This window comes from Azospirillum soli (genome assembly GCF_017876165.1).
Taxonomy (GTDB): domain Bacteria; phylum Pseudomonadota; class Alphaproteobacteria; order Azospirillales; family Azospirillaceae; genus Azospirillum; species Azospirillum soli.
This window is the reverse complement of the sequence record NZ_JAGINQ010000002.1, coordinates 212,391-237,443: the sequence shown is the minus strand read 5'-3', so window position 1 is coordinate 237,443 and position 25,053 is coordinate 212,391. Positions and strand designations below refer to the sequence as shown.

The window sequence follows — 25,053 nt, the reverse complement described above, 5'->3', positions numbered from 1 at the left end:
TTCTTCACGGGCAGACCTTCTTCACGGTCTCGACCAGCTTTTCCGGGTTGAACGGCTTCACCAGCCAGCCCGTCGCTCCGGCCTCGCGGCCGGCGGTCTTCTTGGCCGGGTCGGACTCGGTGGTCAGCAGCAGGACCGGGGTGGCGCGGTTGTTGGCGCTGCCGCGGATCGCCCTGGTCAGGGCCAGGCCGTCCATGCCCGGCATGTTCAGGTCGGTGATGATGCAGTCGAACTTCTGCTTGTTGACCATCGCCAGCCCGGCGGCGCCATCGGCGGCTTCCGACACGGCGTAGCCCGCCTTCTGAAGCGTGAACGTGACCATGTCGCGGATGGTCTTGGAATCGTCGACGGTCAGGATGCTCTTGGGCACGGGGCCGGTCCCTCGTTGAGCTGAAGCCATGGAGTGCGATGCGGCACGCCCACCCAAATCGGGTCTCCGGCGCGCGGCACAAGCCCTTAGGCCTCTTACGAACCGGCGTCAACCAGCGGATTGGCCCCAATCGCGACAATCTGCCGCAAGAGCCACCGCGCGCCAATCCACGCGCGGCGGCTCCCGAACACAGACTTACGCCCCAGACTTACGCCTTGGTGTCAACGTGCTGACCGCCGGCGTCGTTCGGGCCGGCCTTGGCGACGCCGACCATGGCTTCGCGCAGCAGGCGGCCATGGATGGTGTAGCCGGGCTGGAGCACCTGCACGACCGTGCCGGCCGGCTTGCCGGTGTTCTCGATCTCGAACATCACCTGATGGAAGTTCGGGTCGAACAGCTCGCCGGTCGGGTCGATCTTCTTGATGCCGGCGCGGTCGAAGGCGGCGAACAGCTGGCGCTCGGTCGCCTCGACGCCGACGGCGAGGCTCTTCAGCATCTCGTCCTGCTCGCGGCCCTCGGCCGGCACGGCCTCCAGCGCGCGGCGCAGGTTGTCGGCCACGGTCACCAGCTCCTTGGCGAAGCTGGACACCGCGTATTTGCTGGCGTCCTCGCGGTCGCGCTGGGCGCGGCGGCGGGTGTTCTCGACCTCCGCCATGGAACGCAGCAGCTGGTCCTTCAGGCTGGCGACCTCGGCTTCCAGCTGGGCCACGCGCTCCTCGGGCGGCGCGGCGGCAGCGGCCTCGGCGCCGTTGGTCTGCCCATTGGCGCCCTGCGCACCGTTGGAGGTCTTCGTCGGCTCCAGCTCGGCTTCGGCGGGCTTGTTCTGCTCTTCGCTCATGGCTCTCTCGTTGTCTTTTTGGTTCGTCGGTCGAAGCGTGGAGAAGCGGCCCTCAGCCGACGAGGCGGCTGATGACCTTGGCGGTATAATCCACCAGCGGAATGATGCGGGCATAATTGATGCGGGTCGGGCCGATGACGCCGATGGCGCCGATCACCTGCTCGCGGCTGTTCTGGAACGGAGAGATGATCAGCGAACAGCCGGAGTGGTTGAACAGCACGTTCTCCGCCCCGATGAAGATCTGCACCCCGTCGCCCTGCCCAGTGGCGTCCAGCAGGCGCAGCATGGTCTCCTTCGTCTCCAGCGCCTCGAACAGGGAGCGCACGCGCTCCAGGTCCGACAGGGCGGTGACGTCCTCCAGCAGCCTGGCCTGACCGCGCACGATCAGCTGGCCGCTGTTCTGCCCGCCGGCCCCGGCCCAGGTGGCGAGCCCGGCGGACACGACCTTCCGGGACAGCTCGTCCAGCTCGACCTTCTGCTCCTCGATCTCGCGCAGGACGGCCTGTCGCGCCTCGTCGAGCGTGCGGCCGACCAGCTTCGCGCTGAGGAAGTTGGAAACCATCTGCAACGTGGAGGCGGGCACGCCCACCGGCACCTCGATGACGCGGTTCTCGACCAGCCCGTCCTCGTTGACCAGCACGACCAGCGCGCGGCCGGGGGCGAGCGAGACGAACTCGATGTGCTTCAGCGGCCGGTCGGTCTTCGGCGCCACCACGAGGCCGGCGCAGTGCGACAGGCCCGACAGCATGGTGGACGCCTCGCCCAGCACGTCCTGCAGGGACCGGCCGGAGGAGGAGCATTTCGCCTCGATCGACTCGCGCTCGTCCTCGGTCAGGCTGCCGATCTCCAGCAAGCCGTTGACGAACAGGCGCAAGCCCGCCTCGGTCGGGATGCGGCCGGCGGAGGTGTGGGGCGCGTAGAGCAGCCCCTGTTCCTCCAGGTCGGCCATGACGTTGCGGATGGTCGCGGGCGACAAGGCCATGCCCAGCCGCCGCGAGATCGTGCGCGATCCCACCGGTTCGCCGGTCGCCACATAGGCGTCGACGATCAGCCGAAAGATCTCGCGGGACCGTTGGTTCAGCTCGGTGATCATGTCGCGGACGTAAGCCAGACCGTGCGTGATTGCAGCGTCCCGAATTTAGGCAGGTATTCCAGCCGAATCAACGTGCGCCCCGGTTGCGCGCTGGACGGCGGGGGCATCAGCCGCTAGCCTGCCGGCCGTTTTCAACAGTCCTGCGGATGATATGCCGATGCGTCCCTCCGGCCGCGCCTTTGACCAGCTGCGCACCATTTCCCTTGAGCCCCACTTCAGCAAGTACGCCGAGGGCTCCTGCCTGGTGCGCTTCGGCGACACGCATGTGCTGTGCACGGCCAGCGTGGACGAGGGCGTTCCGCGCTTCCTGAAGAACACGGGCCTGGGCTGGGTCACGGCGGAATACGGCATGCTGCCGCGCTCCACCCACAGCCGCACCGACCGCGAGGCCGCCAAGGGCAAACAGTCCGGCCGCACCCAGGAAATCCAGCGCCTGATCGGCCGCGCGCTGCGCGCCGTCACCGACCGCGCCGCCATGGGCGAGAAGCAGATCAAGGTGGACTGCGACGTCATCCAGGCCGACGGCGGCACCCGCACGGCGGCGATCACCGGCAGCTTCGTGGCCCTGCACCTCGCCTTCCAGCATCTGCTGTCCATCGGCGCCATCAAGTCGATCCCGCTGACCGACCATGTGGCCGCCGTGTCCTGCGGCATCTACAAGGGCACCAGCGTGCTCGACCTCGACTACGCCGAGGATTCGACCGCCCAGGCCGACGCCAACTTCGTGCTGACCGGCAACGGCGGCATCGTCGAGGTCCAGGGCACCGCCGAGGAGAAGCCCTTCTCCGAGCCGCAGTTCACCGAACTGATGGCGCTGGCCCGCAAGGGCATCGACGAGCTGGTCGCCCTCCAGAAGGCCGCCATCGCGGTCAAGTAAGGATACTCCTCAATGACTACCCCCCGCCGCTTCACCGGCGACACCCTGGTGATCGCCAGCCACAACAAGGGCAAGGTCCGCGAGATCGCGGACCTGCTCGGCCCCTACGTCTCCACCTTCACCTCGGCGGGCGAACTTGGCTTGCCGGAGCCGGAGGAGACCGGGACCACCTTCGTTGCGAACGCGGAACTGAAGGCCAAGGCTGCGGCCGCGGCGGGGCATGTGGCGCTGGCCGACGACAGCGGGCTGGTGGTGCCGGCGCTGAACGGCGATCCCGGCATCTACTCCGCCCGCTGGGCCGGCCCGACCAAGGACTTCCAGCTCGCCATGCGCAAGGTGGAGGATGGCCTGGAAGGCAACGCCGACCGCAGCGCCTATTTCGTCTGCGCGCTCTCTCTGGCTTGGCCGGACGGCCATGTGGAGACGGTGGAGGGCCGCTGCTACGGCACTCTGGTGTGGCCGCCGCTGGGCGAAAAAGGGTTCGGCTACGATCCGATGTTTAAACCGGACGGCCATGGCCTCACATTCGGCGAGATGGACCCGGCTAAGAAGCACGAGATGAGCCACCGGGCCGACGCCTTCCGCCAGCTTGTGGAGCGATGCTTCAAGTGACTCCTGATCCCGGCTTCGGGATTTACATCCACTGGCCCTTCTGCAAGTCGAAGTGCCCCTATTGCGACTTCAACAGCCACGTCCGCGAGCGGATCGAGCACGACCGCTGGCGCGCCGCGCTGCTGCGGGAGCTTGACCATTACGCAGACGCAACGGCTGGGCGCACGGTAACTTCCGTCTTCTTCGGCGGCGGCACCCCCTCGCTGATGGAGCCGGCGACGGTCGGCGCCATCCTCGACCGCATCGCCGCCCGCTGGCCGGTTGCCGACCGCCTGGAAGTGTCGCTGGAGGCCAACCCGACCTCCGTCGAGGCCGACAAGTTCCGCGCCTTCCGCACGGCGGGCGTGAACCGCCTGTCCATGGGCATCCAGGCTCTGGACGACACATCGCTGAAGTTCCTAGGCCGCCAGCACAACGCGGCGGAGGCCACCGGCGCCATCGAACTGGCGGCGCGGACCTTCGATCGTTTCAGTTTCGATCTGATATACGCCCGGCCTGAACAAACCGTTGCGGCGTGGGAGGCGGAGCTGACCCGCGCGCTCGATTACGCGGTCGGGCACCTGTCGGTCTACCAGCTGACCATCGAGGAAGGGACGGCCTTCTTCCCCCTGCACGCGCGCGGTGATCTGGTCCTGCCCGACGAGGATCTGGCCGGCGACCTGTACGAGGCCACCCAAACCCTCCTGAACGCCGCCGGCCTGCCAGCCTACGAGATCTCCAACCACGCCCGCCCCGGCGAGGAAAGCCGCCACAACCTGACCTATTGGCGCTACGGCGACTATGTGGGCGTCGGCCCCGGCGCGCACGGCCGCCTGACTCTGGACGGCGAGAAGTTCGCCACCCGCGCCCACCGCGCCCCGGAAATCTGGCTGGAGCGCGTGGAGCGCGACGGCCACGGCGCCGCAACTCCGGAGCCCATCGACCGCGACTCCCGTGGCTCGGAGCTTCTGATGATGGGGCTGCGGCTGCACGAAGGTGTCGCCCGCGCTCGTCTGGTCGAGGAAGCCGGCCGGGACTTGGGCGACCTTGTTGACGCAAGCGCGCTCGACCGGCTGGTGACCGGCGGCTTTCTTGAGGTCACCGACACGACCGTCCGCGCAACGCACGAAGGCCGGCAGCGGTTGAACGCTGTGCTGGCGGCTCTGCTGGCGTAGGACAGGGAGGGGACGGGGATGCGCATCAGCCTCGTGGTGGCCGCGTCGCGCAACGGCGTGATCGGCCGGAACGGCGCCTTGCCTTGGTCCCTCCCCAGCGACCTGAAGCGTTTCAAGGAGCTGACGCTCGGCAAGCCGATCCTGATGGGGCGACGGACGTGGGAATCGCTCCCCCGCCGGCCATTACCGGGGCGCGACAACCTGATCGTCAGCCGCAATGCGCCGAAAGGCGAGCGGGATGGCGCTTATTGGTTTCAAAGCCTCGACGCTGCTCTGGCGTGGTGCGGGAAACGAAACGTCTCCGAACTGTCCGTGATTGGTGGCGCGGAGGTCTTCCGCGAAACCCTGCCGCTCGCCGATGTGGTCCACATGACCTGGGTGGAGCAGGACGTGGAGGGCGATACCTTCATGCCGGCGCTTGGGGCCGAATGGGCGGAAGCGCAAGCCGGCCCTCTCCAGCACGAAAACGGCCTGTCATTCCGCTATGTGGACTATGAGCGCGCACCATAATTCCCTCTCCCATTTCCCTCTCCCGTATCGGGAGAGGGAAATGGGCAGCTCCACCCTTCACGCGTCCTTGTTCTCGCGGTATCGCCGCTCGATCGCGTCCCACAGCAGGGCTTCCAGCTGCACCCCGTTCAGGCGGTTGATCTCCTGGATGCCGGTCGGGGAGGTCACGTTGATTTCCGTCAGGTAGTCGCCGATCACGTCGATGCCGACGAAGACGAGGCCCTTCTTGCGCAGGACCGGGCCGATGACGGCGCAAATTTCACGCTCGCGGTGGGTCAGGTCGGTCTTCTGGGCGCTGCCGCCGGCGTGGAAGTTGGCGCGCGCCTCGCCGTCCAGGGGCATGCGGCTGACGGCGCCGACCGGCTCGCCATCGACCAGGATGATGCGCTTGTCGCCCTGGCGGATCTCCGGCAGGTATTTCTGCACGATCACCGGCTCGCGGTAGAGCTGGGTGAAGAGTTCCAGCAGCGAGCCCAGGTTCTCGTCGTCCGGCTTCAGGTGGAAGACGCCGGCGCCGCCGTTGCCGAACAGCGGCTTGACGATGATGTCCTTGTGCTGCGCGCGGAAGTCGAGGATGGCCTGTTTGTCGCTGGTGATCAGCGTCGGCGGCATCAGGTCGGGGAAGTGGGTGACGAACAGCTTCTCCGGCGCGTTGCGCACCTCGGCCGGGTCATTCAGGACCAGCACCTTGGGCTGGATGTGCTCCAGCAGGTGCGTGGCGGTGATGTAGGCCATGTCGAAGGGCGGGTCCTGGCGCATCAGCACCACGTCCATGCTGGACAGGTCCACCAGCTGCGGCTCGCCCAGCGTGTAGTGGGCGCCCTTCTGGCGGACGACCGTCATCTCGCGCACGCGGGCGGTCAGCTTGTTGCCGGTCAGGCTGAGGTCACGCGGGTGGTAGTGGTACAGCCGGTGCCCGCGCTTCTGGGCCTCCAGCGCCATCATGAAGCTCGAATCCGTGTCGATGTTGATGGACTCGATGGGGTCCATCTGGAATGCGACAGCAAGGCTCATGACGATGGTCTCCGGGGCTCAGTTCAGTCGGTTCTTCAATTGCTGGATCAGCGAGGCGGTCTGGTGCCGGTGGCGGTCGCTGTCGGTGAGTTCCATGAAGGTCTCCAGCGCCGCGATAGCGTCGCGCAGGTTGCCGGCGTGCGCCTCCAGCAGCCCGGTCTCGCGCCACAGCGACGGCTCCTCCGGTGCGAACAGGCGCATGGCCTCCAGCACCTCCAGCGCCTTGGGCACGTCATGGCCGGAGAGGTGGCGCAGCTTGATGTTGTTCTGCAACCGCAGCAGCACGTCGCGGTTCGAGACCGGCTGGTAATGGCCGGGCTCCAGCTCGGCGGCGCTGCCGGCGGTGGCCTTCAGCAGGTCGCGCAGGTCCACGGCGGTGCGCACCTGCCCCTCGTTGAAGGGGTCGAGGATGGCGCGGGCACCGTCCACGTCCATGCGGACCAGGAAATGGCCGGGGAAGTTCAGCCCCATGATCGGCCAGTTCTGCGATCGGGCGGCGTGCATGAACAGAATGCCCAGCGCCACCGGCAGGCCGCGTCGCCGGTCGATCACCCGCAGCATGTTGGCGTTTTGCAGATCGTCGTAGGTGTCATGGTCGCCGGAATAGCCGTGCCGCTCGATGATGACCTCGTGCAGCAGGGCGATGCGCGTCTCCAGGCTGTCGGCGGCGGGATCCACGCGCTGGGCCAGATCGTCCACGATGGCGGCGATGTGGCGGCGGTAGCCGTCGAGCGGCGTCCCTGGCAGCTCCAGCACGCCGAGCGCCAAGGCGGCTTCGGCCAGATCGATCTCGTCGTCCGGCTGTTCCCCCACGCGGCGCAGGATCTCGCGGGCTTCGGCGCGGCTGGTCAAAGGCGATGTCCTTTTGGTTTCCGATCCTTGGATCTAGGCGCGCCAAGCGTCCTGCAAATGGCGCGGCCAGGACCAAGGGGTAACGAGCATAACGTCGAAGCGCAAGACATAGCCCGCATAGTGCGGCTTGGCCGCAAGATAGACATGCGCGGCGCGGGCCAGCCGGCCGCGCTGGCGAGCGTTCAGCGCCTCGTTGGCGGCGTCCCAGTCGCCGCGCGCCTTCACCTCCACGATGGCCAGCGTCCGGCCGCGCTTGGCGACGATGTCGATCTCGCCCATCGGCGTGCGCAGGCGGCTTTCCAGGATGCGGTATCCCTTCAGGCGCAGGGCCAGCCGGCACAGCCCCTCGGCGAAGCGCCCGAACCCCTCGGCCCGGCGGCGGATCGCGTCCGGGGCGGTCACGGCTTCTCCTCCCGCGCCAGTTCGAGAGCCCGGGCGTACACCTCGCGCTTGGGCTGGCCGGTGCGGGCGGCGACGTCGGCCGCCGCGTCGCGCACCGACAGGCGGGTCAGCGCGTCGCGCAGCAGGGCATCCACGTCGGCCTCGGTCGGGGCGGCCTCCTCGCCCGGCGGGCCGATGACCAGCACGACCTCGCCCTTCGGCGGCCCGGCCTCGGCGTAATGGGCGGCGAGGTCGGGCAGGGGGCCGCGCCGCACCTCCTCGTACAGCTTGGTCAGTTCGCGCGCCACGGCGGCCTCGCGCGGCCCCAGGATGTCGGCGAGGTCGGCCAGCGATTCCGGCAGGCGGTTCGGCGACTCAAAGAAGACCAGGGTGGCCGGAACCCCCTTCAGCTCCCCGGCCGCCGCCCTCCGCGCGCTGCTCTTGTTGGGCAGGAAGCCGGCGAACAGGAAGCGGTCGGTCGGCAGCCCGGACAGCACCAGCGCCGCCAGCGGTGCCGAGGCGCCGGGCAGGGTGGTGACCTTCACGCCCTCCGCCACGCATTCGCGCACCAGCTTGTAGCCGGGGTCGGAGACCAGCGGCGTGCCGGCGTCGGTGACCAGGGCGATGGCCTCCCCCGCCTTCATGCGGCCGATCAGGACCGGGCGCATCTTGGCCGCGTTGTGTTCATGGTAGGAGACGAAGGGCGTGTGGATGCCGTGGATGCCCATCAGCTTGGAGGTCACCCGCGTGTCCTCGCAGGCGATGGCGTCGGCGCGTTTCAGCACGTCGAGCGCCCGCAGCGTGATGTCGGCGGCGTTCCCGATGGGGGTGGCGACGACATAAAGCCCGGCGCCGAGTTTACTTGCGGCCTTCGGGTCGCTACCTTCAGCGCCACCACAGGCGTTGGGTCCTGTGGTCGTACCGGATGTGGAGATCGTCGGTGGCACGCTTGGCAACACCTTTCTCGCGCGCTCGGGGACGGCACAACGCCGCCGCCCTGTTGATCGTTGGATTGCTCACGGCCTGCGCGTCGAATGTAGCGGCCCCACCGCCCGTTGCTCAAGCGCCCTCTCCGGTCGTGCCCGCCGTGCCGCAGACCATGAAGGCCGCGCTGCTGCTGCCGCTGTCCGGCCCGAACGCCCAGATCGGCCAGTCGCTGCTGGAATCGGCGCAGATGGCCCTGTTCGACCTGGCCGGCGACCGGTTCGAACTGCTGCCGCGCGACACCAAGGGGTCCCCCGCCGGGGCGGCTGAGGCGGCGCGCCAGGCCATCGCAGAAGGCGCGACCCTCATCCTCGGGCCCCTGTTCGGGCCGGAGGTCGCGGCGGTGAAGCCCGTCGCCGCTGGGGCCGGCGTGGACGTGCTGGCCTTCACCAACGACTGGAATCAGGCCGGCAACGGCACCTACGTGATGGGCTTCGTGCCCGGCGATCAGGTGAACCGCGTGGTCGGCTTCGCCCGCTCGCGCGGCGTCACGCGCTATGTGGCGCTGGCCCCGCGCAACGCCTACGGCGACGCGGTGGTCAACGCGCTTCAGAACACCACGCGGCAGCTCGGCGGGCAGGTGGCGCAGGTCGAACGCTACGACCCGGCGGTGCCCGACCTGACCCAGCCGGCGCGGCAGGTGGCGACCGCCGGCTTCCAGCCGCAGGCGGTCATGCTGGCCGAAGGCGGCCCGCGCGCCCAGGGTCTGGCCGCCGCGCTGACCGGCAACGGCGTCAACCCGCAGCAGGTCCGCCTGCTCGGCACCGGCCTGTGGGACGATCCCGGCCTGGGGCAGGAACCGGCGCTGGTCGGCGCGTGGTTCGCCGCCCCGGCCCCGCAGTCGCGCGCCGACTTCGAATCGCGCTACGAGCGGACCTACGGGCGCAAGCCGCCGCGCATCGCAACCCTGTCCTACGACGCGACGGCGATTGCGGCGGTGCTGGCCCAGCGGGGCGGTCCTGCGGGCTTCGACCGCGCGGCGCTGAACAACCCCAGCGGCTTCGAAGGCATCGACGGCCTGTTCCGCCTGCGCCCCAACGGCCTCGTGGAGCGCGGCCTTGCCGTGCTGGAGGTCACGCCGAACGGCTCCCGCGTCCTCGACCCGGCGCCGGTCACCTTCGAGGTGTTGGGGCAGTAAGACAGCAGAAAAAAAGCCCCTCGTCCCGCCAAGGGAGAGGGGCTTTTAATTTTGTGGCCGTTACGTGTGCTGGCGCGCCAGCCGCCGCGCGTTGGCGCGGACGGTGCGGTAGGCGGGGGCGATGCCGGCGCTGGCCAGAGCCGCCGCCGACTCGACCAGATAGAGGCTGGCGTGGATGCTGGCCTCCATCGCTTCGGTGAAGCTGCGGCGCTGCAACTCGACCAGATCGGCCGGAGACTGGGCCTTCCCCAGGCCGCCGAAAACCAGCATCGTGGATTGCAGCTGCCCCTGCACCAGGGCCATCCAGGCGTGCTGGAACTCCTGCACGCCCTTGGCGACGGCGTGGGTCGCCTCCACCATCGCCTCGACCTTCTCGGAGCCCATGCGGACGAACTCCGGGTTCATGAAGTCGATGGGGTTGTTCATGGCCGCCGTCATCATGGCCGTGCGGTAGCCGATGGTCTGGGCCGCCGCGACGCCCATTTCGCCATGCTTCACGCCGGTGCGGGTCAGCTCGTTCGCCACGGCGAGCAGCCGCTCCGTCGGTTCGCCGTTGCCGGCTTTGCGTCCTGCCATGAGCCTTCACCTCTTTCCAAACGGGACCCGGAGCCAACGCTGCACCGCAGCATTTGGTTCCGGGTCGAACCCTTTACAACGAGGCGAGCGCGCGGTCGAGGTCTTCGATGATGTCCTGGGCGTCCTCTAGACCAACGGACAGGCGCAGCAGATTGGGCTTGATGTTCGCCGCGACCTTCTCTTCGGGCGTCAGCTTGGCGTGGGTGGTGGTGTCCGGGTGGGTGATCAGGCTTTTCGAGTCACCCAGGTTGTTGGAGATCATCACCATGCCCAGCCCGTTCAGGGCACGGAACGCCTCCTCCTTGCCGCCCTTCAGGAAGATGGACAGCATGGTGCCGCCGCCGGTCATCTGCCGGCGCACCAGATCGTGCTGCGGGTGGCTGGGCAGGGCGGGGTAGAGCACGCGCTCGACCTTAGCATGGCTTTCCAGGAACTCCGCGACCCGAAGGGCGGACGCGCTCTGCGCGCCGACGCGCAGCTCCAGCGTCTCCAGCCCCTTCAGCAGCAGCCACGCGTTGAAGGGCGCGATGGTCGGGCCGGTGTGGCGCAGATAGGGATGGATGACCTCCGACCCGTATTTCTTGTCGTTGGTCAGGATGATGCCGCCCAGACACCGCCCCTGGCCGTCGATGTGCTTGGTCGCCGAATAGACGACCACGTCGGCGCCGAACTCGAACGGGCGTTGCAGGACCGGCGTGGCGAAGGCGTTGTCCACCACCACCTTGGCCCCGGCCTTGTGGGCCAGATCGGCGACCGCGCGCAGGTCCACGACCTCCAGGCCCGGATTGCTGGGGGTCTCCAGGAACACGGCGGCGGTTGGCTTGGACAGGGCGGCTTCCCACTGGCTCAGATCCGTGCCGTCCACGAACACCGCCTCGACGCCGAAGCGGGCCGACAGCTCCTTGATGACCCAGTAGCAGGAGATGAAGAGGGAGCGCGGGGCGACGATGCGGTCGCCGTGGCGCAGGTTGCACCACAGGGCGCCGTGCACCGCGGCCATGCCGCTGGTGGTGGCGTAGGCCCATTCCGCGCCCTCATACTCGGCCAGCCGGTCCTCGAACATGGCGGTGGTCGGGTTGCGGAAGCGCGAATAGACGTGGCGAGCGCCGTCGTTGGCGAAGGCGTGCTCCGCTTCCTCGGCCGAGCCGTAGACGTAGCCGGAAGTCTGGTACAGCGCCTCGCAGGTCTCGTCGAACTGCGAGCGGCGGATGCCGCCGTGGACCAGCTTGGAGCGGGGCCGCAGCCCCGAAACGTTCGGATTGCGATGATCGGTGCGCGCCATGGCCGCCTCTTTCCTTCTGTCCGCCGGCGGGGCTGACCGGCCAAACAAAAAAAGCCCCGACCGTTCGGGTCGAGGCGCGGACGCGGCTCGGACCTTTTTAGCGGGTTGTTTTACGTGGCCCGCAAGCCGGTCGACCAAATCACCACGTATCGGCGCTTGTAGGACCGCTTGCGCGCACCGTCAAGCATCAAGCATGGGGCCCCTGCGTCAAGATCGCGCAGCGCAGGGATGCCGGGTCCACTTGCCCAAAGGGCGGGCACTTTGGATCATGGCCCCGCAACGACGAGGGCGGGGGAGAAAGTCATGCAGTACCGCAAGGAATCCGAGCGGCACTTCGCCCGTCTGGTGATGACCGGCCGCCTGACCGGGCAGGACGCCGACCAGATGCGCGGCGTGATCGCCGAGGTGAAGTGCGGCGCCGACCGCCGCTACCTGCTCGACCTTTCGGGCCTGACCTTCATCGACAGCGCCGGCATCGGCATGCTGCTGGTCGTGAACGGAGAGGCCGTGTCGATGGGCAAGCCGCTCGCCATGCTGACCGGGCGCGGGCAAGTGAAGAAGATCGTGAGCCTGACCCGCATCGCCATGATCATCCCAGCCTTCGAGTCCGTGGACGACTACATCGCCGCCAGCGTGCCCGAAGCGGTCCTGGCCTCCGTTCACCCCTGCGCCCCCGGCGAGGATCCGCTGGCCGTCGCGGCGCGGGCGCTGCAAGTGGCGGCGGTGAACTGCTAATCCTGCGGCGTGGAAGGGAGAGCAAAGCTCCACTCCGGCCACGCGACCGTTGCGGCGGCCGAGAGGTTTGCGGCGGCTTCCCAAACCTCCTCGGGCTTCATCCGCAGCGTTTCGGCGGCGTGATCGACTTCGGCCGGATCGGTCAGCATGCGAAGAACCCGTTCCACATTCCTCGGCACGTCCCGGCCGTATGCCTTATCGACCTTGTTGAGCGACGCGGAAGGAATGCCACCGTTGTTCTTCACGAGGTATCCGAGGTCGATTGCATCTCGGTAAGCGATGCTCTTATCCAGACATCGGTCGGCATTTGCCAAGAGTTTCTCGGCGAACTGGTCCTCGACGGAGAGAAGCGGGACTCCAAGAGCGTGGTCCAAGGCCCCATCGATGTCGATACGACCCTCCCGCACGATCTCGAACTTGATGCGCTGACCTTCCCAGGCGAGAACGGCCCGCAGCCCGTACTGATCGGTCCTGAATTCGCGGACTGTCTCGATGCCCTCGCCGAAGAAGGCCCGCGCTCCTTGCTCGACTGCCGCAATCCGAAGTGTCCGGTAGCCATCGACGTCCGAGCACAGGAAATCCACGTCCAGAGACAGCCTGTATTCGCCGTTCTTCAGAACGATGGCCGTGCCGCCGCCGAAGAAGCACCGGCACCGGAGCAGCAGATCCGCGTTCATCGACGCCAGCGCGTCGGCGATCCGGTCGTGTTCGGGACGCAGGAAACCGGCGGTGGCCGTCATGGATCGGTCGACTTACGACAGAAAGACGCCGTTGCCGTATTCGTCGGTCAGGGCGTGGATAAGGTCTGCTTCCTTGCGGGTCAGGTGCCCGGCATCCACATGCCGCCAGTTGCGCTCGTAGAGCGCGAACGCCTCGGCCGCCCGGATCGGGCGCGCAGGGTCGCGGTTCCAGACGAGCTGGGCAAGCTCCGGAAATTCCTGCGGGACGACGGTGCAGGGCGCGGTGTGCGTAGCCATGGACGAAATATAGTCTCCAGTCTGCCTCTTGTCCAGGAAACGGCCCTGGCTCGACATGTGGTCGCGTGAAACGTTTTCTACTTCGCCGCCGCCGGCTCGGGCTTCGGCAGCAGTTCGCCTTTCAGCAGCAGCGTGACGGTGCCCAGCAGGATCATGCCGATGATCAGGTTGGCCGCCGCGAACAGCGGCAGGGCCAGGGTGGCGATGGCGCCCGTCTCGCCCCGCTCCACAAAGCGCAGGGCGGCCAGCGGCAGGGCGGAAATCCCGAAGGTGTAGGCCCAGTAACCGGCCCCGAACGGCTGTTCGCGCAGCCAGGGCAGCAGGCGCGTCATCACCGCCGCTTGAAGCAGCGCGTAGCCGAACAGCAGATGCGCCAGAACGTCCGGCGGTCCGCTGGTGGCGCTGAGATAAGCCACGCAGCCCACGGCGGGCGGCGCCAGATGGATCCCCAGCGTCGCCCGCAGCCCCACGGGCAGTGCCGGTTGCGTCAACAAACGCTGAACCACCAGGCCCTCCAGCACGATCCAGGACAGGAAGGCCGCGCCGAAGAACAGGATGCCCCAGTCGGCGTGGCCGAAGCTAGACAGGGCCATGGCGCTGACGAACCCGCCGCCCACCGTGGGCATGTAGAGCACGGGCGTCGTCGCGTCGTGGGACCGTCCGCCCTGCCACGCACCACCCATGGCGAAGGCGGCGAAGGCGACCTGCGCCAGCACGCCGGCGATCATCATGCCCCGCGCGACGAGCGGCAGATGGGGCGCCAGCAGCACCGACGCGATCATGGTGGTGACCGGCACCAGCGCCAGGAAGAAGCCCTGGACCGGATGGCGCGCCTCGGCCAGCGCCGCGTTGCGCGCCCACAGCCACTTGCCGGCGTACAGAACGAGCAGAACGGCCCAGATTGTGGCGGCAATCACCGCCAGCACCTCGCCGACGATACCCGGCACCGCGTCCCAGATGCGGGCGGCGGTGCGCCAGCCGTTCGCCAGCCCGCCGATCCCCAGGACCATGCCCAGCAGGGTGACGGGAATCCTCACGGCTTCACCAGTCCGCGCAGCCGGTACAGTTCCTCCAGCGCTTGACGCGGGGTCAGGCTGTCGGGGTCGATGGACTTCAGCGCCTCTTCCACCGGCGACGGTTCCGCCGCAACGGCCACCGCCGTCGGCGCGGCCGGGGCCGGGCGCTTCAAGGCGGCGCTGAACAGCGGCAGATCTTCGGCCAAGCGGTGGATGGCGGCGTTCTGCTCACCCGATTCCAGGATGGTCAGCACCTCCTCCGCCCGGCCGACGACGGCGCCCGGCAGGCCGGCCAGCTTGGCGACGTGGATGCCGTAGCTGCGATCCGCCGAACCCGCCGTCACCTCGTGCAGGAAGACCACGTCGCCCTGCCACTCCTTGATGCGCATGGTGTGGCAGCTGAGCGCCGGCAGCTTGGAGGCCAGCATGGTCAGCTCGTGGTAATGCGTGGCGAACAGCGCGCGGCAGCGGTTGACGTCGTGCAGATGCTCCACGCAGGCCCAGGCGATGGACAGGCCGTCGAAGGTCGCCGTGCCACGCCCGATCTCGTCCAGAATGACCAGCGCCCGCGCGCCGGACTGGTTCAGGATGGCGGCGGTCTCCACCATCTCCACCATGAAGGTGGAACGCCCGCGCGCCAGATCGTCGGCGGCACCCACGCGGCTGTAGAGGCGGTCCACCACGCCGATGTGCGCACTCTCCGCCGGCACGAAGCCGCCCATCTGGGCCATCACGGTGATCAGCGCGTTCTGGCGCAGGAAGGTGGACTTACCCGCCATGTTCGGGCCGGTCAGCAGCCACAGCCGGTTGTCCGGGGCGAGGTCGCAGTCGTTCGCCACGAACGGCCCGGCGTTGGCGGCGTCCAGCACCGCCTCCACCACCGGATGCCGGCCGCCCTTGATGGTGAAAGTGAGGCTGTCGTCCACCTGCGGTCGGACATAGCGCCGCTCCACCGCCAACTCGGCCAGCGAGGTCGCCACGTCCAGCGCCGCCAGCGCGTGCGCCGCCTGGGCGATGGCGTCGGCCCGCGTGGTGACCTCCTCCACCAGATCGTTGAACAGCCCCAGCTCCACGGCTAGCGCCTTGTCGGCGGCCTCGGAGATGCGGCGCTCCAGGTCCGACAGCTCCACCGTGCCGAAGCGCACGGCGTTCGCCATGGTCTGGCGGTGCATGAAGACCTCGCGCCCGGCACCGGTCATCAGCTTGTCCGCGTGGGTCGCCGTGACCTCGATGTGATAGCCCAGCACGTTGTTGTGCTTGACCTTCAGCGAGGGCACCCCGGCGAGGTCGGCGTATTTCGCCTGCAAGCCGGCGATCAGCCGCCGGCTCTCGTCGCGCAGCGTCACCAGCTCGTCCAGCGCGTAGGAATAGCCCGGCGCGATGAAGCCGCCGTCGCGGGCCAGCAGGGGCAGCTCCGCCGCCAGCGCTTGCGTCAACTGGTTGACCAATTCGCTGTGCTCGCCCAGCCCCTTGGCGACGGCACCCAGCCCGTCCGGCAAAGGCCCCAAGGCCCCGCCGTTCAGCAGCATCCGGATCGCCGAGGCCTGCGCCAGCCCATCGCGCACCGCCGCCAGATCGCGCGGGCCGCCGCGCCCCAGCGTCAGGCGCGACAGCGCGCGCTCCAGGTCGGGGCTGCGGCGCAGAAGCTCGCGCACGTCGGCGCGCAGCCGTTCCTCGTTCAGGGCGAACGCGACCATGTCGTGGCGTTTGGCAATCGCCGACGGGTCGGTCAGCGGCGCCGCCAGGTGGGCGGCCAGCAGGCGCGCGCCGGCTCCCGTCACCGTGCGGTCGATGGTCGCCAGCAGGCTGCCGCGCCGCTCGCCGGTCAGGGTGCGGGTCAGCTCCAGATTGCGCCGGGTGGCGGCGTCGATCTCCATGACGGCGCCGGGGCCGAGCCGGCGCGGCGGCGACAGGCGCGGCACGCGGCCCTTTTGCGTCAACTCCACATAGGCGACCAGGGCACCGGCCGCCGCGACCTCTGCCCGGCTGAACTGGCCGTAGGCGTCCAGCGTGCCGACGCCATAGACGCTCAGCAGGCGCTGCTTGCCGTTTTCGCTGTCGAAGCGCGGGTTGGGCTGGACGGTCAGCCGCTCCTTCCATTCGGCCCACAGCTCATACAGGTCCGGGCTCTGGCACAGCTTTTCGGAGACCAGAACCTCCTGCGGGTCGAGTCGGCCCAAGGCCGCGCCCAAACCCGGACGCTCCACCGGCTGCACCACAAGTTCGCCGGTGGACAGCTCCAGCCACGCCAGCCCCAGCCCGCCGGCCGTTTCCGCCACGGCGGCCAGCCAGTTGGAGGAGCGCGCGTCGAGCAGCGAATCCTCGGTCAGCGTGCCGGGGGTGACGATGCGGATGACGCCGCGCTTCACCACCGACTTGGCTCCGCGCTTCTTGGCCTCGGTCGGGTCCTCCATCTGCTCGCAGATGGCGACGCGGAAGCCCTGGCGGATCAGCCGTTGCAGGTAGGATTCGTGGCTGTGGACGGGGACGCCGCACATGGGGATGTCCTCGCCCAGATGCTGGCCGCGCTTGGTCAGCGCGATGTCCAGCGCGCGGGCGGCGTTCACCGCGTCCTCGAAGAACATCTCGTAGAAGTCGCCCATCCGGTAGAACAGCAGGCAGTCGGGATGGGCCTGCTTGATCTCCAGATACTGCGCCATCATCGGCGTGGCGTCAGGGGGAATGGCGGCGGCAATCGCTTCGGACACGGAACAGACCGGATGTGTGTTGGGATCAGGGCGGGAGGCGGCACCCTAGCACGGGACAGGTCCCGCGCGCACCGGCACCATGGCATCGCGAAGCGCGGTTCGTTAGACTGCGTTCGTCAAACTGCCCACGCTCATCGCGAAGTCTGCGGAGGAAAAGACCGTGACGCAACCGTCCGACAGCAACACCGCTCCCGATGGCGTCCGGCCCGAGGGTGTCCGGGAAGTGCGCGAGGTCGTCGCCCTGTTCGAGCGGCGCGAGGATTTCGACCGCGCGGTGGCCGCCCTGCTGGACGCCGGCTTCGAGCGCGGCGACCTGTCGATCCTGGCCAGCCACACCTCGCTGGAGGCCGCCGACCGGCGCCCGCCGACCCCGCGCGACGAGGCGCTGACCGGTCTGGTGGGCGAGCTGAAGTACGCCTTTCCCCTGACCACCGCCGGCCTGCTCGCCATCGTCGGCGGCCCCATCGCGGCACCCTTGGCGGCGCTGGTTGCGGCGGGCCTGGGCGGCATCGCCATCAAGGATTACCTGGACGAACTGACCAGCCACCCCGACACGGACGAATTCACCCGCGCGCTGGAAGCCGGCGGCGTGATCCTCTGGGTCCGCGTGCCCGACCGTTCGGCCGAGATCAAGGCCGGTTCCATTCTCGACCGCGAAGGCGGCAGGAACGTGCATCTGGCGGTGCGCGAGGAGTAGGGCGGGCGATGCCTGCCCCGGCCTGATCAGACTAATTTGTGATCAGGCCAATTTGGCCCGGCGCGTATCGGTTTGCGTCACGTCCGCGTTGCCGACGATGGCGCGCAGTTCGTCCAGGAACGCGCGGCCCTTGTCGGTCAGCGTGACGATCTTGCGGCGGCGTTCGCGCGGGTCTTCCTGGGCCTGGACGAGGTCCAGCCCGGCCTTGCCGAAGCTGTGCCAGCGGCTGAGCGCCGCGACGTTGCGCGAGGCGGAGGATTGGGCGATGCCCAGGCGTTCCGCAAGCTCGCCAATCGAAATCCCTTCGTTCCGCGCGATGGTCATGAACGACAGCGCGTATTGGATCGGCAGGTCGGGATCGAGCGTGCGAAACGCCTCAAGCACATGGACGACGGTGGCTACCTCGTCATGACGGACGCGGGCCGGCATCAGCAAGCCCTCCGGAACGAGGCCCCCATCGGGCCGGTGTGTAGATGATGTGCAGGCGTCCAAGCCATATCACGAATTCCCCGTTTTCCCGCCGAAGGTCGAAGAAACCTTCCGGAGAAGCCCAGAGGGCGTGCTCAACGAAGACTGATCGGCCGCAAAAGCCCAGAAAGACACTCATGGGATCCTCTCGATATCCGGAATTCACTCGACTGGCTGGGCCCTTGCGCATGGCGCGGGGTGGTATGGCGCGGAATAGCTCGCATCGCGGGATCGCCGTATCGGCGATTCCAGGTGGTAAGTACGGTGGCTTTCATGGTGGTCTCCATGGGTTGAAGGATGTGCCGGCTCACAGATTGCCGACGGAGTCAGCTATCGCCGGTCAGCGGTACGCGTGCAAGGTCAAAAATGTCCGGGCGTCCGAAAAGTTCCGTTCCCGGATGTGTTCGGCCCGATGATGGTCCCGAAGATGGTCGTTATCGGCGTTCATCAGGCCCACATCGCGCCGCAGGTGGTCGCACAGGTGCTCCACCCCGGCGTCATCGCCGGAATCGAGCCATCTCCGCCGCAAGGCGTTCCACAAGGTCTGCATTGGTTTTCTCCTGGGTTCCTCTCCCGTTTGCAGGAGAGCAATACATCCGTGATCGGATGATTTGCGTCAAGCCGCCCGTGTGGAGCTGACCAAAGGATTCGGGCCGCTCCGAAATCCGCGCAACCAATCCGAAGCTTCGTCGGCCGGCTGCGACATATGTGCAATGATGTTCGTCGGGAAGGCTTTTGACGGCCGCTGGGCCGGGACGACTCGGATCGGACCTTGGAGACGTCGTTCTGATCGCAACCATTCGGCCGGATCGCCGAATGGAGCGGGCGAAGGGATTCGAACCCTCGACCCCAACCTTGGCAAGGTTGTGCTCTACCCCTGAGCTACGCCCGCAATGTGGCGCGAGTGACGGGACTTGAACCCGCGGCCTCCGGCGTGACAGGCCGGCGCTCTAACCAACTGAGCTACACCCGCGCAATGGCTCCGGATGCTGGACTCGAACCAGCGACACGCGGATTAACAGTCCGCTGCTCTACCGACTGAGCTAATCCGGAACGGAGGCCGGCTTATACGGAGCCGCGGCCGCGGATGCAAGCACGAAAGTGATCGGGACCGAAAGAATGCTGCCTCGAAGCGCGAGCGCGGCCATCTGGACCTGGCGTCGCACCGTCCCCAAATTCAAGGAAACGTCCCAGGGATCGCCGGTGCTCACCGACGTGTCCATGACCGCGTCGAAGCGGTCGAAATCCTGGACAAGCCCCGCCCGCTCGTCCAAACAAAGGAGCCTCGCCGCGTCGTCCGGACGAAATCCCGCCGTGCCTTCCCGCGTCTTCCGCCCGCTGCTCACGGCTCTGCTGGTCGCTGCCCCGCTGATTGCCGGGACCCCGCCAGCGCTGGCCGATGCGCGTTTCGTGCCCGGCCCCTGCTGGTTTTCCGTGCCGGAGGGGGAAGCGGCGCTGTGCGGCACCGTGGCCGTGCCCGACCGCCGCGACCGCCCGGCGGCGCGGACCTTCCGCCTGCCGGTCGCCGTGCTGCTCAGCACCGCCCGGCAGCCGGCACCCGATCCCGTCCTGTTCCTGGAAGGCGGCCCCGGCGCCTCGCCCTTCGGCAGCGGCGAGGCCATCGAGGAGCGGATGGAGGTGTGGTGGGACCTGTCCGCCCCCTTCCGCCGCACGCGCAACGTGGTGCTGTTCGACCCGCGCGGCGTCGGCCGGGCGGAGCCGGACACCGACTGTCCCGAACTGGACGTGCTGGGCGCCTCGCCGCGCTCGCGCCCGGTGTCGCGGGAGCGCCGCGCCGCGCTGGAGAACGCGGCGGTGACCGTCTGCGCCGAGCGTTTCAAGGCGAACGGCCTGGAGGGTGCTATGTTCTCCAGCCCCATCGCCGCCGACGACGCCATGGACATTGCCAGCGCGCTGGGAGCCCAGCGGGTCAACCTGTTCGCTGTGTCCTACGGCACGCGCGTGGCGCTGGAGGCGTTGCGCCGCCACGGTCCCCGCGTGCGCACCGCCGTGCTCGATTCCGTCTACCCGCCCGACGTGAACGCGCTGGAGGAGACGCCCTGGCTGGCGCAACGCGCCTTCCGGCGCCTGTTCGACGACTGCGCGGCCAACCGGTCCTGCCGCGCCGCCTACCCGAACCTGGAGCGCCTCCTTCTCGATCTGGTGAACCGGCTGGATCGGGCGCCGGTCGAGGTTTCCATCGGCGACCCGGACATCCCGCAGTCGGTGCGCCTGGACGGTGGCGCCGCCCTGTCCGCCCTATTGGAGGCGATGGCGTCCGGCGATGCCGTGCCGCGCCTGCCGGCGCTGATCGAGCGTGCCTCGCGCGGCCGCTACGACCGGCTGGCGAGTTGGGTTCCAACCTCCTGGCTCGGCGACCCGGACACCGCCGACGGCCTCGCCTTTTCCATCGAGTGCCGGGAAACGGTGAACCCGGCTGATCCGGACAAGGTCGCCACCAACGCGCGCCGCTTCGCCCCTTATGGGAAGGTGATCACCGACGACCCCGGCCGGCGCGTCTGCGCGGCGTGGCCCGCCGCCCCCCAGGAAATATACGAGCGGCTTCCGGTGGCGAGTCCCGTCCCGACGCTTCTGCTGTCCGGCGCCTACGACCCGGTGACCCCGCCCGAGTGGGCCGACCGTGCTGCCGTCACCCTGCCGAGGAGCCGCCACATCGTCTTCCGCAACGCCGGCCATCTGGTGACCTCGGCGGAGGACTGCGCCATAGCCGCCGCCGCCCTGTTCATCGAGGCGGAAACCCTCGCCCCCAACAGCTGCCCCGGCGCCTCCAAACCCCCGAGGTTCGAGGGGCCTTAGTTCCCTCCCCCGCCGCAAGGTGGGGGAGGGTTAGGGTGGGGGCCCGCCGGCCGGCGCTTCACCGCCCCGGCGCGATCCGCCGGTAGCTCAGCGCCTCGGCGACGTGCAGGCGGCGCACGGCCTGACTTCCTTCCAGATCGGCCAGGGTCCGCGCCACCCGCATCACCCGGTGATAGCCGCGCGCCGACAGCTTCAGCCGCTCCGCTGCCTCGGTCAGCAGGGCGCGCCCGGCCTGATCCGGCCCAGCGACCTTCTCCAGCAGTTCGCCATCCGCCTCGGCGTTCGTCCGCACCTCGCGCCCGCCGGGATAGGGACCCAGGCCCGCGTAACGCTCCGCCTGGATCGCGCGGGCGACGGCGACGCGGGCCGCCACCTCCGCGCTGCCCTCGGCTGGCGGCGGCAGGCTGAGGTCGGCGGGGCTGACCGCCGGCACGTCGATGTGCAGATCGATGCGGTCGAACAGCGGCCCGCTGATCTTCGACTGGTACTCACCCGCGCATTTCGGCGCGCGGGCGCAGGCCAGCGACGGGTCGTCGAGATGCCCGCACCGGCACGGGTTCATCGCCGCGACCAGTTGCACGCGGGCCGGATAGGTGACGTGGGCGTTCACCCGCGACACGGTGACCCGGCCGGTTTCCAGCGGCTGGCGCAACGCCTCCAGCGTCTGCCTAGGGAATTCGGGGAGTTCGTCGAGGAAGAGAACTCCTTGGTGGGCCAAACTGATTTCCCCCGGCTTCGCCCGTGCGCCGCCGCCCACCAGCGCCGGCAGACTCGCGGAGTGATGCGGGTCGCGGAAAGGCCGCCTGCGAAGGAGCTTTCCGCCTTCCAGCTTGCCGGCGACGCTGTGGATCATCGACAGTTCCAGCGCCTCCGCAGCGTCGAGCGGCGGCAGCAGTCCCGGAAGCCGCGCGGCCAGCATCGACTTGCCGGATCCGGGAGGCCCGATCATAAGAAGATTGTGCGCCCCGGCCGCCGCGACCTCAAGCGCGCGCTTCGCCGTCTCGCGGCATGGTGGCGCAGACACACCCAGCCACACGGCGGTGCCTTGATCTAATCTGACCCCGGTTTGTTCTCCGGGGGGGGGCAGGTATGGACCGATCATGCGAAGGGTGTGGCTATTGGGCACCCCGTAACTCACGGGCACGGGGGCTGTGCCGGCGGAACGCACCGCGCACGATCATCTCATCCCTGGGTGAAGAACCTGACCTCCGCGCGGTGTGGCCGGAAACGGATGCCACGGATTGGTGCGGCCAATTCTGCCCCGTAGGTGTGGTCGCGTCACGTCATGCCGGGTAGCTCCCACCGCAAACCCTACGTTAAGCGAGAGCGTACGGGCGCGGCGAAACAAACCACCTCACTGTCAGTCCCTTCCAGCGAAATGTCCCTGGAGACGATGCTGGAGCGCCGCCGCGAGTTGGTCGGCCGCCTCACGGAGCTGCGCGAGATGGCAGAGCAGTGCTTGGCCAAGGTGAGGCACGTCGAAGCGACCATCATAATGCTTGCCCCTGGCTTTGAAATGGACGGTGAGGAAGCCGGCGGGATCGTGCCCTATGCTGCGGTGTTCCGGTATGGAGACATCTCCCCGACCGTACAGAAGGTCCTCCGCCAAGCAAAATGCCCAGTATGCACGGTGGAGATCATCGACGTGATCCTGGAGGAGCGGGGCCATCCTCGCCTGAGTCGAGAAGATCGGAAGCGGCTTTCGAGGGCCGTTTTTGCCGTGCTGAAGTGGTTTTTGCAGCGTGGGGATGTCGCGCGCAGGGGACGATTGAGAAAGCACGCCAAGGGTGCGGCCGGTTCCATGAGCTGGGTCTGGACCGGTGAAGGCCTGGATGCGAGACGGAGATATAGCGGGAAAGGCTGCGAATGACCGAAGAGACCATTGCCATCCTGGTTGCGCAACGTCGCGAGCTGCTGCGCGATCTTGCAACGCTTCAGATCGAGGCTCGCCGATGTGAGACCGCTATCGATCATGTCGAGGCGACCATCCTGCTGCTCTCTCCGGAGTTCGAATGGTCGGCGGCGGATGAGGCTGTTCGCGCTCTAGACGAAGTACTCTTTCAGCCAGGGGAAATCCCCTTGCTTGCGGCGGATATCCTCCGCGAATCCGATACAGCCTTGAGCACCTCCGATATCATCAACCGAATACTGGCCCGCAAGGGGATAGCCAAGTTAACTGTGGCGGAGCGGAGGAACGTTGCCAGACGGCTTCACTCAGTGCTCTCCGCGCGCGCGAATGACGGGGTGGTGCGGAAGGTTGGGCGAACGCAGGGCGGCGGCATGGGGCGGCCCGCATGCACCGTCTGGGCTTTGGTTGATGTCTGATGTAAGCGATCAGCAGTATGTTCTGAGGAGACATGACTTGCACATCGTGCATCCAGGAATTCCATAACCTGAGGCACCTGCCGTCTTGTTCTCTGAAGGGTCTTTTGCTGACGTGGTATGAAAATCATTGAGAGTTTTAACAAAACGTAATCCAAGAACAATTATCACCGCAAACCACCACGCAAGCATTCTAACATCATGAGTTGGGTGCATGTCTGATGATAAAAGATTGTTATACTTGGCTTCCGCTTCAGACGCCTCTTTAAGAGCCCTGAAGAAAATGGAAAATTCAGCATCAGCCAGACTTGTCGCATAATATTCGAGTGATGCAAGCTCTTGGGTATTGATAGGTCGCAGATTGGTTATTTTCTCTTCAAACTTTTTCAGCAACGAGCAAAGCTCTGCATTAGTGGAGTTTCGCACGCTCGGCCCGCAGTGCGATGCATGTACCTTCTGATAGTCACGGTCAGCATGCATAGAGTTATGCAGAGCAAGATGGGAGCTTTCCATGGCCTGCGTCACAGCAAGCTTGTATTTTAGATCATTTTCTGATTTTGCAGATGTGATTACAATTCCGACCGCAGCCACAAGCAGCCACGCCCCATCAAATGCCGCAAGAACCCTTTTGTTTTTTAGAAATTTATTCGGAGCGGTGTAGTATTCCATCACACATACAAATATAACCATTATGATAGCAGCCGTTATATTGGCGGATATTTCATCGAACACAGAAATTTTAGCAATAAAATCAACCACATCCCTCATGTAGTACATGTATGTGAACAGAATGACCATTGACGAAAAGGCCGCAATTCGAGAGACTTTTGTAGACATCACTTCCTCTTGACGGTGGTGTAGCTAGCGCGCATTCTTCGGGATAGTTATCGAAATTAGTTATTAAGCTTCATTAGCACATCCCGCATATAAGCCACGCAGTCACAAAGAGGGTCTGCCAAGCTTTCCATTGAGTACGTATCTTTGATAAATTGAGTAAGGCCAGCATCTGTATTATAGTAAATCCGATTTTGTTTGAGGCGCTCTTCCGTTGTCACAAAAAATCGTTTCGGCCCACAGCATTCCGCGCCGGGTTTGGCCCCCCGGTGAAACCAATGATAAGAAAGGTCTATTAAATATGGAGTGCCTTCATGCTCGACGCCAGCCCACGCATGAAAGCCTCCCGTCAAAAGGTTCGGAGACTTGACGTCGGGAGGCATGAAGTAGTGCCCGTCTGCTCGCCCTCGAATACCAAGCGCGATGCCGCCTACGGCAAGCCCACTTGGGCTATTGGTAAGAAGGTCGAGGATAGCTTTGGTCATTGTTGCGAAGAACAAGCATTTACCAAATTCTCCAGGGATACTCCCCCTTATGAATGGGCCAGTGACCCCCACTGGTATGTAGTTGTCCGACGTAAACAGCAGTGCGTCGTAGATTTCGCTCCACAAAGGCGGTCGTGGAAGACGGCAATTTCGCAGGCGAGCGTGATCTATTCGTAATTCCTCAAAAGAAAGGTCGATCAAATCATCGCCATTGAAGTCGACCCATGCAGTGGTATCCGTCAGCGACCCTGAAGCGCGTCGTCCTGCTCGTGATAATCGCCGAAAAAACGAATAAATATTCATTCTGTATGGC

The 25,053-nt window shown here is 66.8% G+C and carries 28 protein-coding genes, 3 tRNA genes, 1 pseudogene and 1 riboswitch; of the genes and pseudogenes, 11 read left to right on the top strand and 21 right to left on the bottom strand.

All coding sequences use genetic code 11. From position 1 onward, the window contains the following. Nucleotides 1–4: 4 nt before the first annotated feature. The 3 genes from J2852_RS04140 to hrcA all read right to left on the bottom strand — a co-directional run bounded on the left by J2852_RS04140 (nt 5) and on the right by hrcA (nt 2,301). Complete coding sequence (locus J2852_RS04140; protein WP_209871365.1) at nt 5–370, bottom strand: response regulator; 366 nt, start codon at nt 368–370, stop codon at nt 5–7. Nucleotides 371–578: 208 nt separating this feature from the next. After that, the gene (grpE, locus tag J2852_RS04135) at nt 579–1,208 is read right to left on the bottom strand and encodes a nucleotide exchange factor GrpE (RefSeq protein ID WP_209871363.1); all 630 of its coding nucleotides are present in this window, start codon (nt 1,206–1,208) and stop codon (nt 579–581) included. Between the two features lie 52 nt (nt 1,209–1,260). Continuing rightward, nucleotides 1,261–2,301, bottom strand: coding sequence for a heat-inducible transcriptional repressor HrcA (hrcA, locus tag J2852_RS04130; RefSeq protein WP_209871360.1), 1,041 nt, complete (start codon nt 2,299–2,301; stop codon nt 1,261–1,263). A gap of 157 nt (nt 2,302–2,458) precedes the next feature. On the opposite strand from hrcA, the gene rph reads away from it, so the two are divergent. From rph to J2852_RS04110, 4 genes are read left to right on the top strand one after another with little or no spacing between them, the layout of a single operon-like run. Next, nucleotides 2,459–3,178, top strand: coding sequence for a ribonuclease PH (gene rph, locus J2852_RS04125; protein WP_209871357.1), 720 nt, complete (start codon nt 2,459–2,461; stop codon nt 3,176–3,178). Between the two features lie 12 nt (nt 3,179–3,190). Next, nucleotides 3,191–3,790, top strand: a complete 600-nt coding sequence (gene rdgB, locus J2852_RS04120) for an RdgB/HAM1 family non-canonical purine NTP pyrophosphatase (protein ID WP_209871355.1) — start codon at nt 3,191–3,193, stop codon at nt 3,788–3,790. Then, nucleotides 3,778–4,944, top strand: coding sequence for a radical SAM family heme chaperone HemW (gene hemW, locus J2852_RS04115; protein ID WP_209871353.1), 1,167 nt, complete (start codon nt 3,778–3,780; stop codon nt 4,942–4,944). The genes rdgB and hemW overlap by 13 nt, the downstream gene beginning before the upstream one ends. Before the next feature lie 18 nt (nt 4,945–4,962). Then, complete coding sequence (locus J2852_RS04110) at nt 4,963–5,454, top strand: dihydrofolate reductase (RefSeq protein WP_209871349.1); 492 nt, start codon at nt 4,963–4,965, stop codon at nt 5,452–5,454. Between the two features lie 57 nt (nt 5,455–5,511). On the opposite strand, the gene gshB is transcribed toward J2852_RS04110, so the two are convergent. From gshB to rsmI, 4 genes are read right to left on the bottom strand one after another with little or no spacing between them, the layout of a single operon-like run. Further along, nucleotides 5,512–6,468 carry a glutathione synthase gene (gene gshB, locus J2852_RS04105; protein ID WP_209871347.1) on the bottom strand — a complete coding sequence of 319 codons (957 nt, stop codon included), beginning with the start codon at nt 6,466–6,468 and terminating at the stop codon, nt 5,512–5,514. An 18-nt stretch (nt 6,469–6,486) separates the two neighbouring features. After that, nucleotides 6,487–7,320 (bottom strand): SirB1 family protein, encoded by an 834-nt coding sequence (locus tag J2852_RS04100; RefSeq protein WP_209871344.1) that lies wholly within the window; start codon nt 7,318–7,320, stop codon nt 6,487–6,489. Between the two features lie 33 nt (nt 7,321–7,353). Beyond that, nucleotides 7,354–7,722: a YraN family protein gene (locus tag J2852_RS04095; protein WP_209871341.1), complete on the bottom strand. Its 369-nt coding sequence runs from the start codon at nt 7,720–7,722 to the stop codon at nt 7,354–7,356. Next, nucleotides 7,719–8,648 carry a 16S rRNA (cytidine(1402)-2'-O)-methyltransferase gene (gene rsmI / locus J2852_RS04090; RefSeq protein WP_343206678.1) on the bottom strand — a complete coding sequence of 310 codons (930 nt, stop codon included), beginning with the start codon at nt 8,646–8,648 and terminating at the stop codon, nt 7,719–7,721. Before rsmI ends, J2852_RS04095 begins: the two co-directional genes overlap by 4 nt. A 140-nt stretch (nt 8,649–8,788) precedes the next feature. Here rsmI and J2852_RS04085 point away from each other — a divergent pair, with 140 nt between their 5' ends. Beyond that, the gene (locus J2852_RS04085) at nt 8,789–9,823 is read left to right on the top strand and encodes a penicillin-binding protein activator (protein WP_343206677.1); all 1,035 of its coding nucleotides are present in this window, start codon (nt 8,789–8,791) and stop codon (nt 9,821–9,823) included. 60 nt (nt 9,824–9,883) lie between these two features. Here J2852_RS04085 and J2852_RS04080 read toward each other — a convergent pair whose 3' ends face one another. Both J2852_RS04080 and metZ read right to left on the bottom strand, forming a co-directional pair. Further along, the gene (locus J2852_RS04080) at nt 9,884–10,399 is read right to left on the bottom strand and encodes a phasin family protein (protein WP_209871335.1); all 516 of its coding nucleotides are present in this window, start codon (nt 10,397–10,399) and stop codon (nt 9,884–9,886) included. A 73-nt stretch (nt 10,400–10,472) separates the two neighbouring features. After that, the gene (gene metZ, locus J2852_RS04075; RefSeq protein WP_209871332.1) at nt 10,473–11,681 is read right to left on the bottom strand and encodes an O-succinylhomoserine sulfhydrylase; all 1,209 of its coding nucleotides are present in this window, start codon (nt 11,679–11,681) and stop codon (nt 10,473–10,475) included. A gap of 76 nt (nt 11,682–11,757) precedes the next feature. Continuing rightward, a riboswitch (SAM riboswitch) is annotated at nt 11,758–11,837 on the bottom strand. Between the two features lie 147 nt (nt 11,838–11,984). On the opposite strand from metZ, the gene J2852_RS04070 reads away from it, so the two are divergent. Next, a complete protein-coding gene (locus J2852_RS04070; protein WP_209871329.1) occupies nt 11,985–12,416 on the top strand; it encodes an STAS domain-containing protein in 432 nt (143 codons plus the stop codon). Here the strand turns inward: J2852_RS04070 and J2852_RS04065 are convergent. The 4 genes from J2852_RS04065 to mutS all read right to left on the bottom strand — a co-directional run bounded on the left by J2852_RS04065 (nt 12,413) and on the right by mutS (nt 17,072). Then, nucleotides 12,413–13,156: a nucleotidyl transferase AbiEii/AbiGii toxin family protein gene (locus J2852_RS04065; RefSeq protein WP_209871326.1), complete on the bottom strand. Its 744-nt coding sequence runs from the start codon at nt 13,154–13,156 to the stop codon at nt 12,413–12,415. The genes J2852_RS04070 and J2852_RS04065 overlap by 4 nt on opposite strands. 12 nt (nt 13,157–13,168) lie before the next feature. Then, the gene (locus J2852_RS04060) at nt 13,169–13,393 is read right to left on the bottom strand and encodes a hypothetical protein (protein ID WP_209871323.1); all 225 of its coding nucleotides are present in this window, start codon (nt 13,391–13,393) and stop codon (nt 13,169–13,171) included. Between the two features lie 77 nt (nt 13,394–13,470). After that, on the bottom strand, nt 13,471–14,430 hold the full coding sequence (tehA, locus tag J2852_RS04055) for a dicarboxylate transporter/tellurite-resistance protein TehA (protein ID WP_209871321.1): 960 nt from the start codon (nt 14,428–14,430) through the stop codon (nt 13,471–13,473). After that, a complete protein-coding gene (gene mutS, locus J2852_RS04050) occupies nt 14,427–17,072 on the bottom strand; it encodes a DNA mismatch repair protein MutS (RefSeq protein ID WP_209872095.1) in 2,646 nt (881 codons plus the stop codon). The genes tehA and mutS overlap by 4 nt, the downstream gene beginning before the upstream one ends. 205 nt (nt 17,073–17,277) lie before the next feature. Between mutS and J2852_RS04045 the strand changes: the two genes are divergently transcribed. Continuing rightward, on the top strand, nt 17,278–17,814 hold the full coding sequence (locus J2852_RS04045) for a hypothetical protein (RefSeq protein ID WP_209871318.1): 537 nt from the start codon (nt 17,278–17,280) through the stop codon (nt 17,812–17,814). Nucleotides 17,815–17,856: 42 nt separating this feature from the next. Here J2852_RS04045 and J2852_RS04040 read toward each other — a convergent pair whose 3' ends face one another. Further along, nucleotides 17,857–18,243, bottom strand: coding sequence for a MarR family winged helix-turn-helix transcriptional regulator (locus J2852_RS04040; RefSeq protein ID WP_209871315.1), 387 nt, complete (start codon nt 18,241–18,243; stop codon nt 17,857–17,859). A 451-nt stretch (nt 18,244–18,694) separates the two neighbouring features. Between J2852_RS04040 and J2852_RS04035 the strand changes: the two genes are divergently transcribed. After that, nucleotides 18,695–18,892, top strand: coding sequence for a hypothetical protein (locus J2852_RS04035; protein ID WP_209871312.1), 198 nt, complete (start codon nt 18,695–18,697; stop codon nt 18,890–18,892). Nucleotides 18,893–19,099: 207 nt separating this feature from the next. Here the strand turns inward: J2852_RS04035 and J2852_RS04030 are convergent. The 4 genes from J2852_RS04030 to J2852_RS04015 form a co-directional block, all read right to left on the bottom strand. After that, nucleotides 19,100–19,174: transfer RNA gene (locus J2852_RS04030), tRNA-Gly, on the bottom strand. A gap of 4 nt (nt 19,175–19,178) precedes the next feature. After that, a tRNA-Asp gene (locus J2852_RS04025) sits at nt 19,179–19,255 on the bottom strand. Between the two features lie 4 nt (nt 19,256–19,259). After that, nucleotides 19,260–19,335 (bottom strand) — tRNA-Asn (locus J2852_RS04020). Continuing rightward, nucleotides 19,326–19,556 carry a hypothetical protein gene (locus J2852_RS04015; protein ID WP_209872141.1) on the bottom strand — a complete coding sequence of 77 codons (231 nt, stop codon included), beginning with the start codon at nt 19,554–19,556 and terminating at the stop codon, nt 19,326–19,328. The genes J2852_RS04020 and J2852_RS04015 overlap by 10 nt, the downstream gene beginning before the upstream one ends. Before the next feature lie 40 nt (nt 19,557–19,596). Here J2852_RS04015 and J2852_RS04010 point away from each other — a divergent pair, with 40 nt between their 5' ends. Next, a complete protein-coding gene (locus J2852_RS04010) occupies nt 19,597–21,099 on the top strand; it encodes an alpha/beta fold hydrolase (RefSeq protein WP_343206676.1) in 1,503 nt (500 codons plus the stop codon). 58 nt (nt 21,100–21,157) lie between these two features. On the opposite strand, the pseudogene J2852_RS04005 reads toward J2852_RS04010, so the two are convergent. Next, nucleotides 21,158–22,105, bottom strand: a pseudogene (locus tag J2852_RS04005) (YifB family Mg chelatase-like AAA ATPase); the annotation flags it as partial. Between the two features lie 387 nt (nt 22,106–22,492). On the opposite strand from J2852_RS04005, the gene J2852_RS04000 reads away from it, so the two are divergent. Continuing rightward, the gene (locus J2852_RS04000) at nt 22,493–22,969 is read left to right on the top strand and encodes a hypothetical protein (RefSeq protein ID WP_209871306.1); all 477 of its coding nucleotides are present in this window, start codon (nt 22,493–22,495) and stop codon (nt 22,967–22,969) included. Continuing rightward, nucleotides 22,966–23,424, top strand: coding sequence for a hypothetical protein (locus J2852_RS03995; protein ID WP_209871303.1), 459 nt, complete (start codon nt 22,966–22,968; stop codon nt 23,422–23,424). The genes J2852_RS04000 and J2852_RS03995 overlap by 4 nt, the downstream gene beginning before the upstream one ends. A gap of 9 nt (nt 23,425–23,433) precedes the next feature. Here J2852_RS03995 and J2852_RS03990 read toward each other — a convergent pair whose 3' ends face one another. Beyond that, nucleotides 23,434–24,258 carry a hypothetical protein gene (locus J2852_RS03990; RefSeq protein WP_209871301.1) on the bottom strand — a complete coding sequence of 275 codons (825 nt, stop codon included), beginning with the start codon at nt 24,256–24,258 and terminating at the stop codon, nt 23,434–23,436. 56 nt (nt 24,259–24,314) lie between these two features. Continuing rightward, nucleotides 24,315–25,043 (bottom strand): hypothetical protein, encoded by a 729-nt coding sequence (locus J2852_RS03985; RefSeq protein ID WP_209871298.1) that lies wholly within the window; start codon nt 25,041–25,043, stop codon nt 24,315–24,317. Nucleotides 25,044–25,053: the final 10 nt, after the last annotated feature.

What these genes read in the sequence shown, in the direction of transcription:
- grpE (WP_209871363.1), bottom strand. Translation starts at nt 1,208, where the DNA reads ATGAGCGAAGAGCAGAACAAGCCCGCCGAAGCCGAGCTGGAGCCGACG.
- hrcA (WP_209871360.1), bottom strand. Translation starts at nt 2,301, where the DNA reads ATGATCACCGAGCTGAACCAACGGTCCCGCGAGATCTTTCGGCTGATC.
- rph (WP_209871357.1), top strand. Translation starts at nt 2,459, where the DNA reads ATGCGTCCCTCCGGCCGCGCCTTTGACCAGCTGCGCACCATTTCCCTT.
- rdgB (WP_209871355.1), top strand. Translation starts at nt 3,191, where the DNA reads ATGACTACCCCCCGCCGCTTCACCGGCGACACCCTGGTGATCGCCAGC.
- hemW (WP_209871353.1), top strand. Translation starts at nt 3,778, where the DNA reads ATGCTTCAAGTGACTCCTGATCCCGGCTTCGGGATTTACATCCACTGG.
- J2852_RS04110 (WP_209871349.1), top strand. Translation starts at nt 4,963, where the DNA reads ATGCGCATCAGCCTCGTGGTGGCCGCGTCGCGCAACGGCGTGATCGGC.
- gshB (WP_209871347.1), bottom strand. Translation starts at nt 6,468, where the DNA reads ATGAGCCTTGCTGTCGCATTCCAGATGGACCCCATCGAGTCCATCAAC.
- J2852_RS04080 (WP_209871335.1), bottom strand. Translation starts at nt 10,399, where the DNA reads ATGGCAGGACGCAAAGCCGGCAACGGCGAACCGACGGAGCGGCTGCTC.
- metZ (WP_209871332.1), bottom strand. Translation starts at nt 11,681, where the DNA reads ATGGCGCGCACCGATCATCGCAATCCGAACGTTTCGGGGCTGCGGCCC.
- J2852_RS04070 (WP_209871329.1), top strand. Translation starts at nt 11,985, where the DNA reads ATGCAGTACCGCAAGGAATCCGAGCGGCACTTCGCCCGTCTGGTGATG.
- J2852_RS04065 (WP_209871326.1), bottom strand. Translation starts at nt 13,156, where the DNA reads ATGACGGCCACCGCCGGTTTCCTGCGTCCCGAACACGACCGGATCGCC.
- J2852_RS04060 (WP_209871323.1), bottom strand. Translation starts at nt 13,393, where the DNA reads ATGGCTACGCACACCGCGCCCTGCACCGTCGTCCCGCAGGAATTTCCG.
- mutS (WP_209872095.1), bottom strand. Translation starts at nt 17,072, where the DNA reads ATGATGGCGCAGTATCTGGAGATCAAGCAGGCCCATCCCGACTGCCTG.
- J2852_RS04040 (WP_209871315.1), bottom strand. Translation starts at nt 18,243, where the DNA reads ATGCCGGCCCGCGTCCGTCATGACGAGGTAGCCACCGTCGTCCATGTG.
- J2852_RS04035 (WP_209871312.1), top strand. Translation starts at nt 18,695, where the DNA reads ATGATGGTCCCGAAGATGGTCGTTATCGGCGTTCATCAGGCCCACATC.
- J2852_RS04000 (WP_209871306.1), top strand. Translation starts at nt 22,493, where the DNA reads ATGCTGGAGCGCCGCCGCGAGTTGGTCGGCCGCCTCACGGAGCTGCGC.
- J2852_RS03995 (WP_209871303.1), top strand. Translation starts at nt 22,966, where the DNA reads ATGACCGAAGAGACCATTGCCATCCTGGTTGCGCAACGTCGCGAGCTG.
- J2852_RS03990 (WP_209871301.1), bottom strand. Translation starts at nt 24,258, where the DNA reads ATGTCTACAAAAGTCTCTCGAATTGCGGCCTTTTCGTCAATGGTCATT.
- J2852_RS03985 (WP_209871298.1), bottom strand. Translation starts at nt 25,043, where the DNA reads ATGAATATTTATTCGTTTTTTCGGCGATTATCACGAGCAGGACGACGC.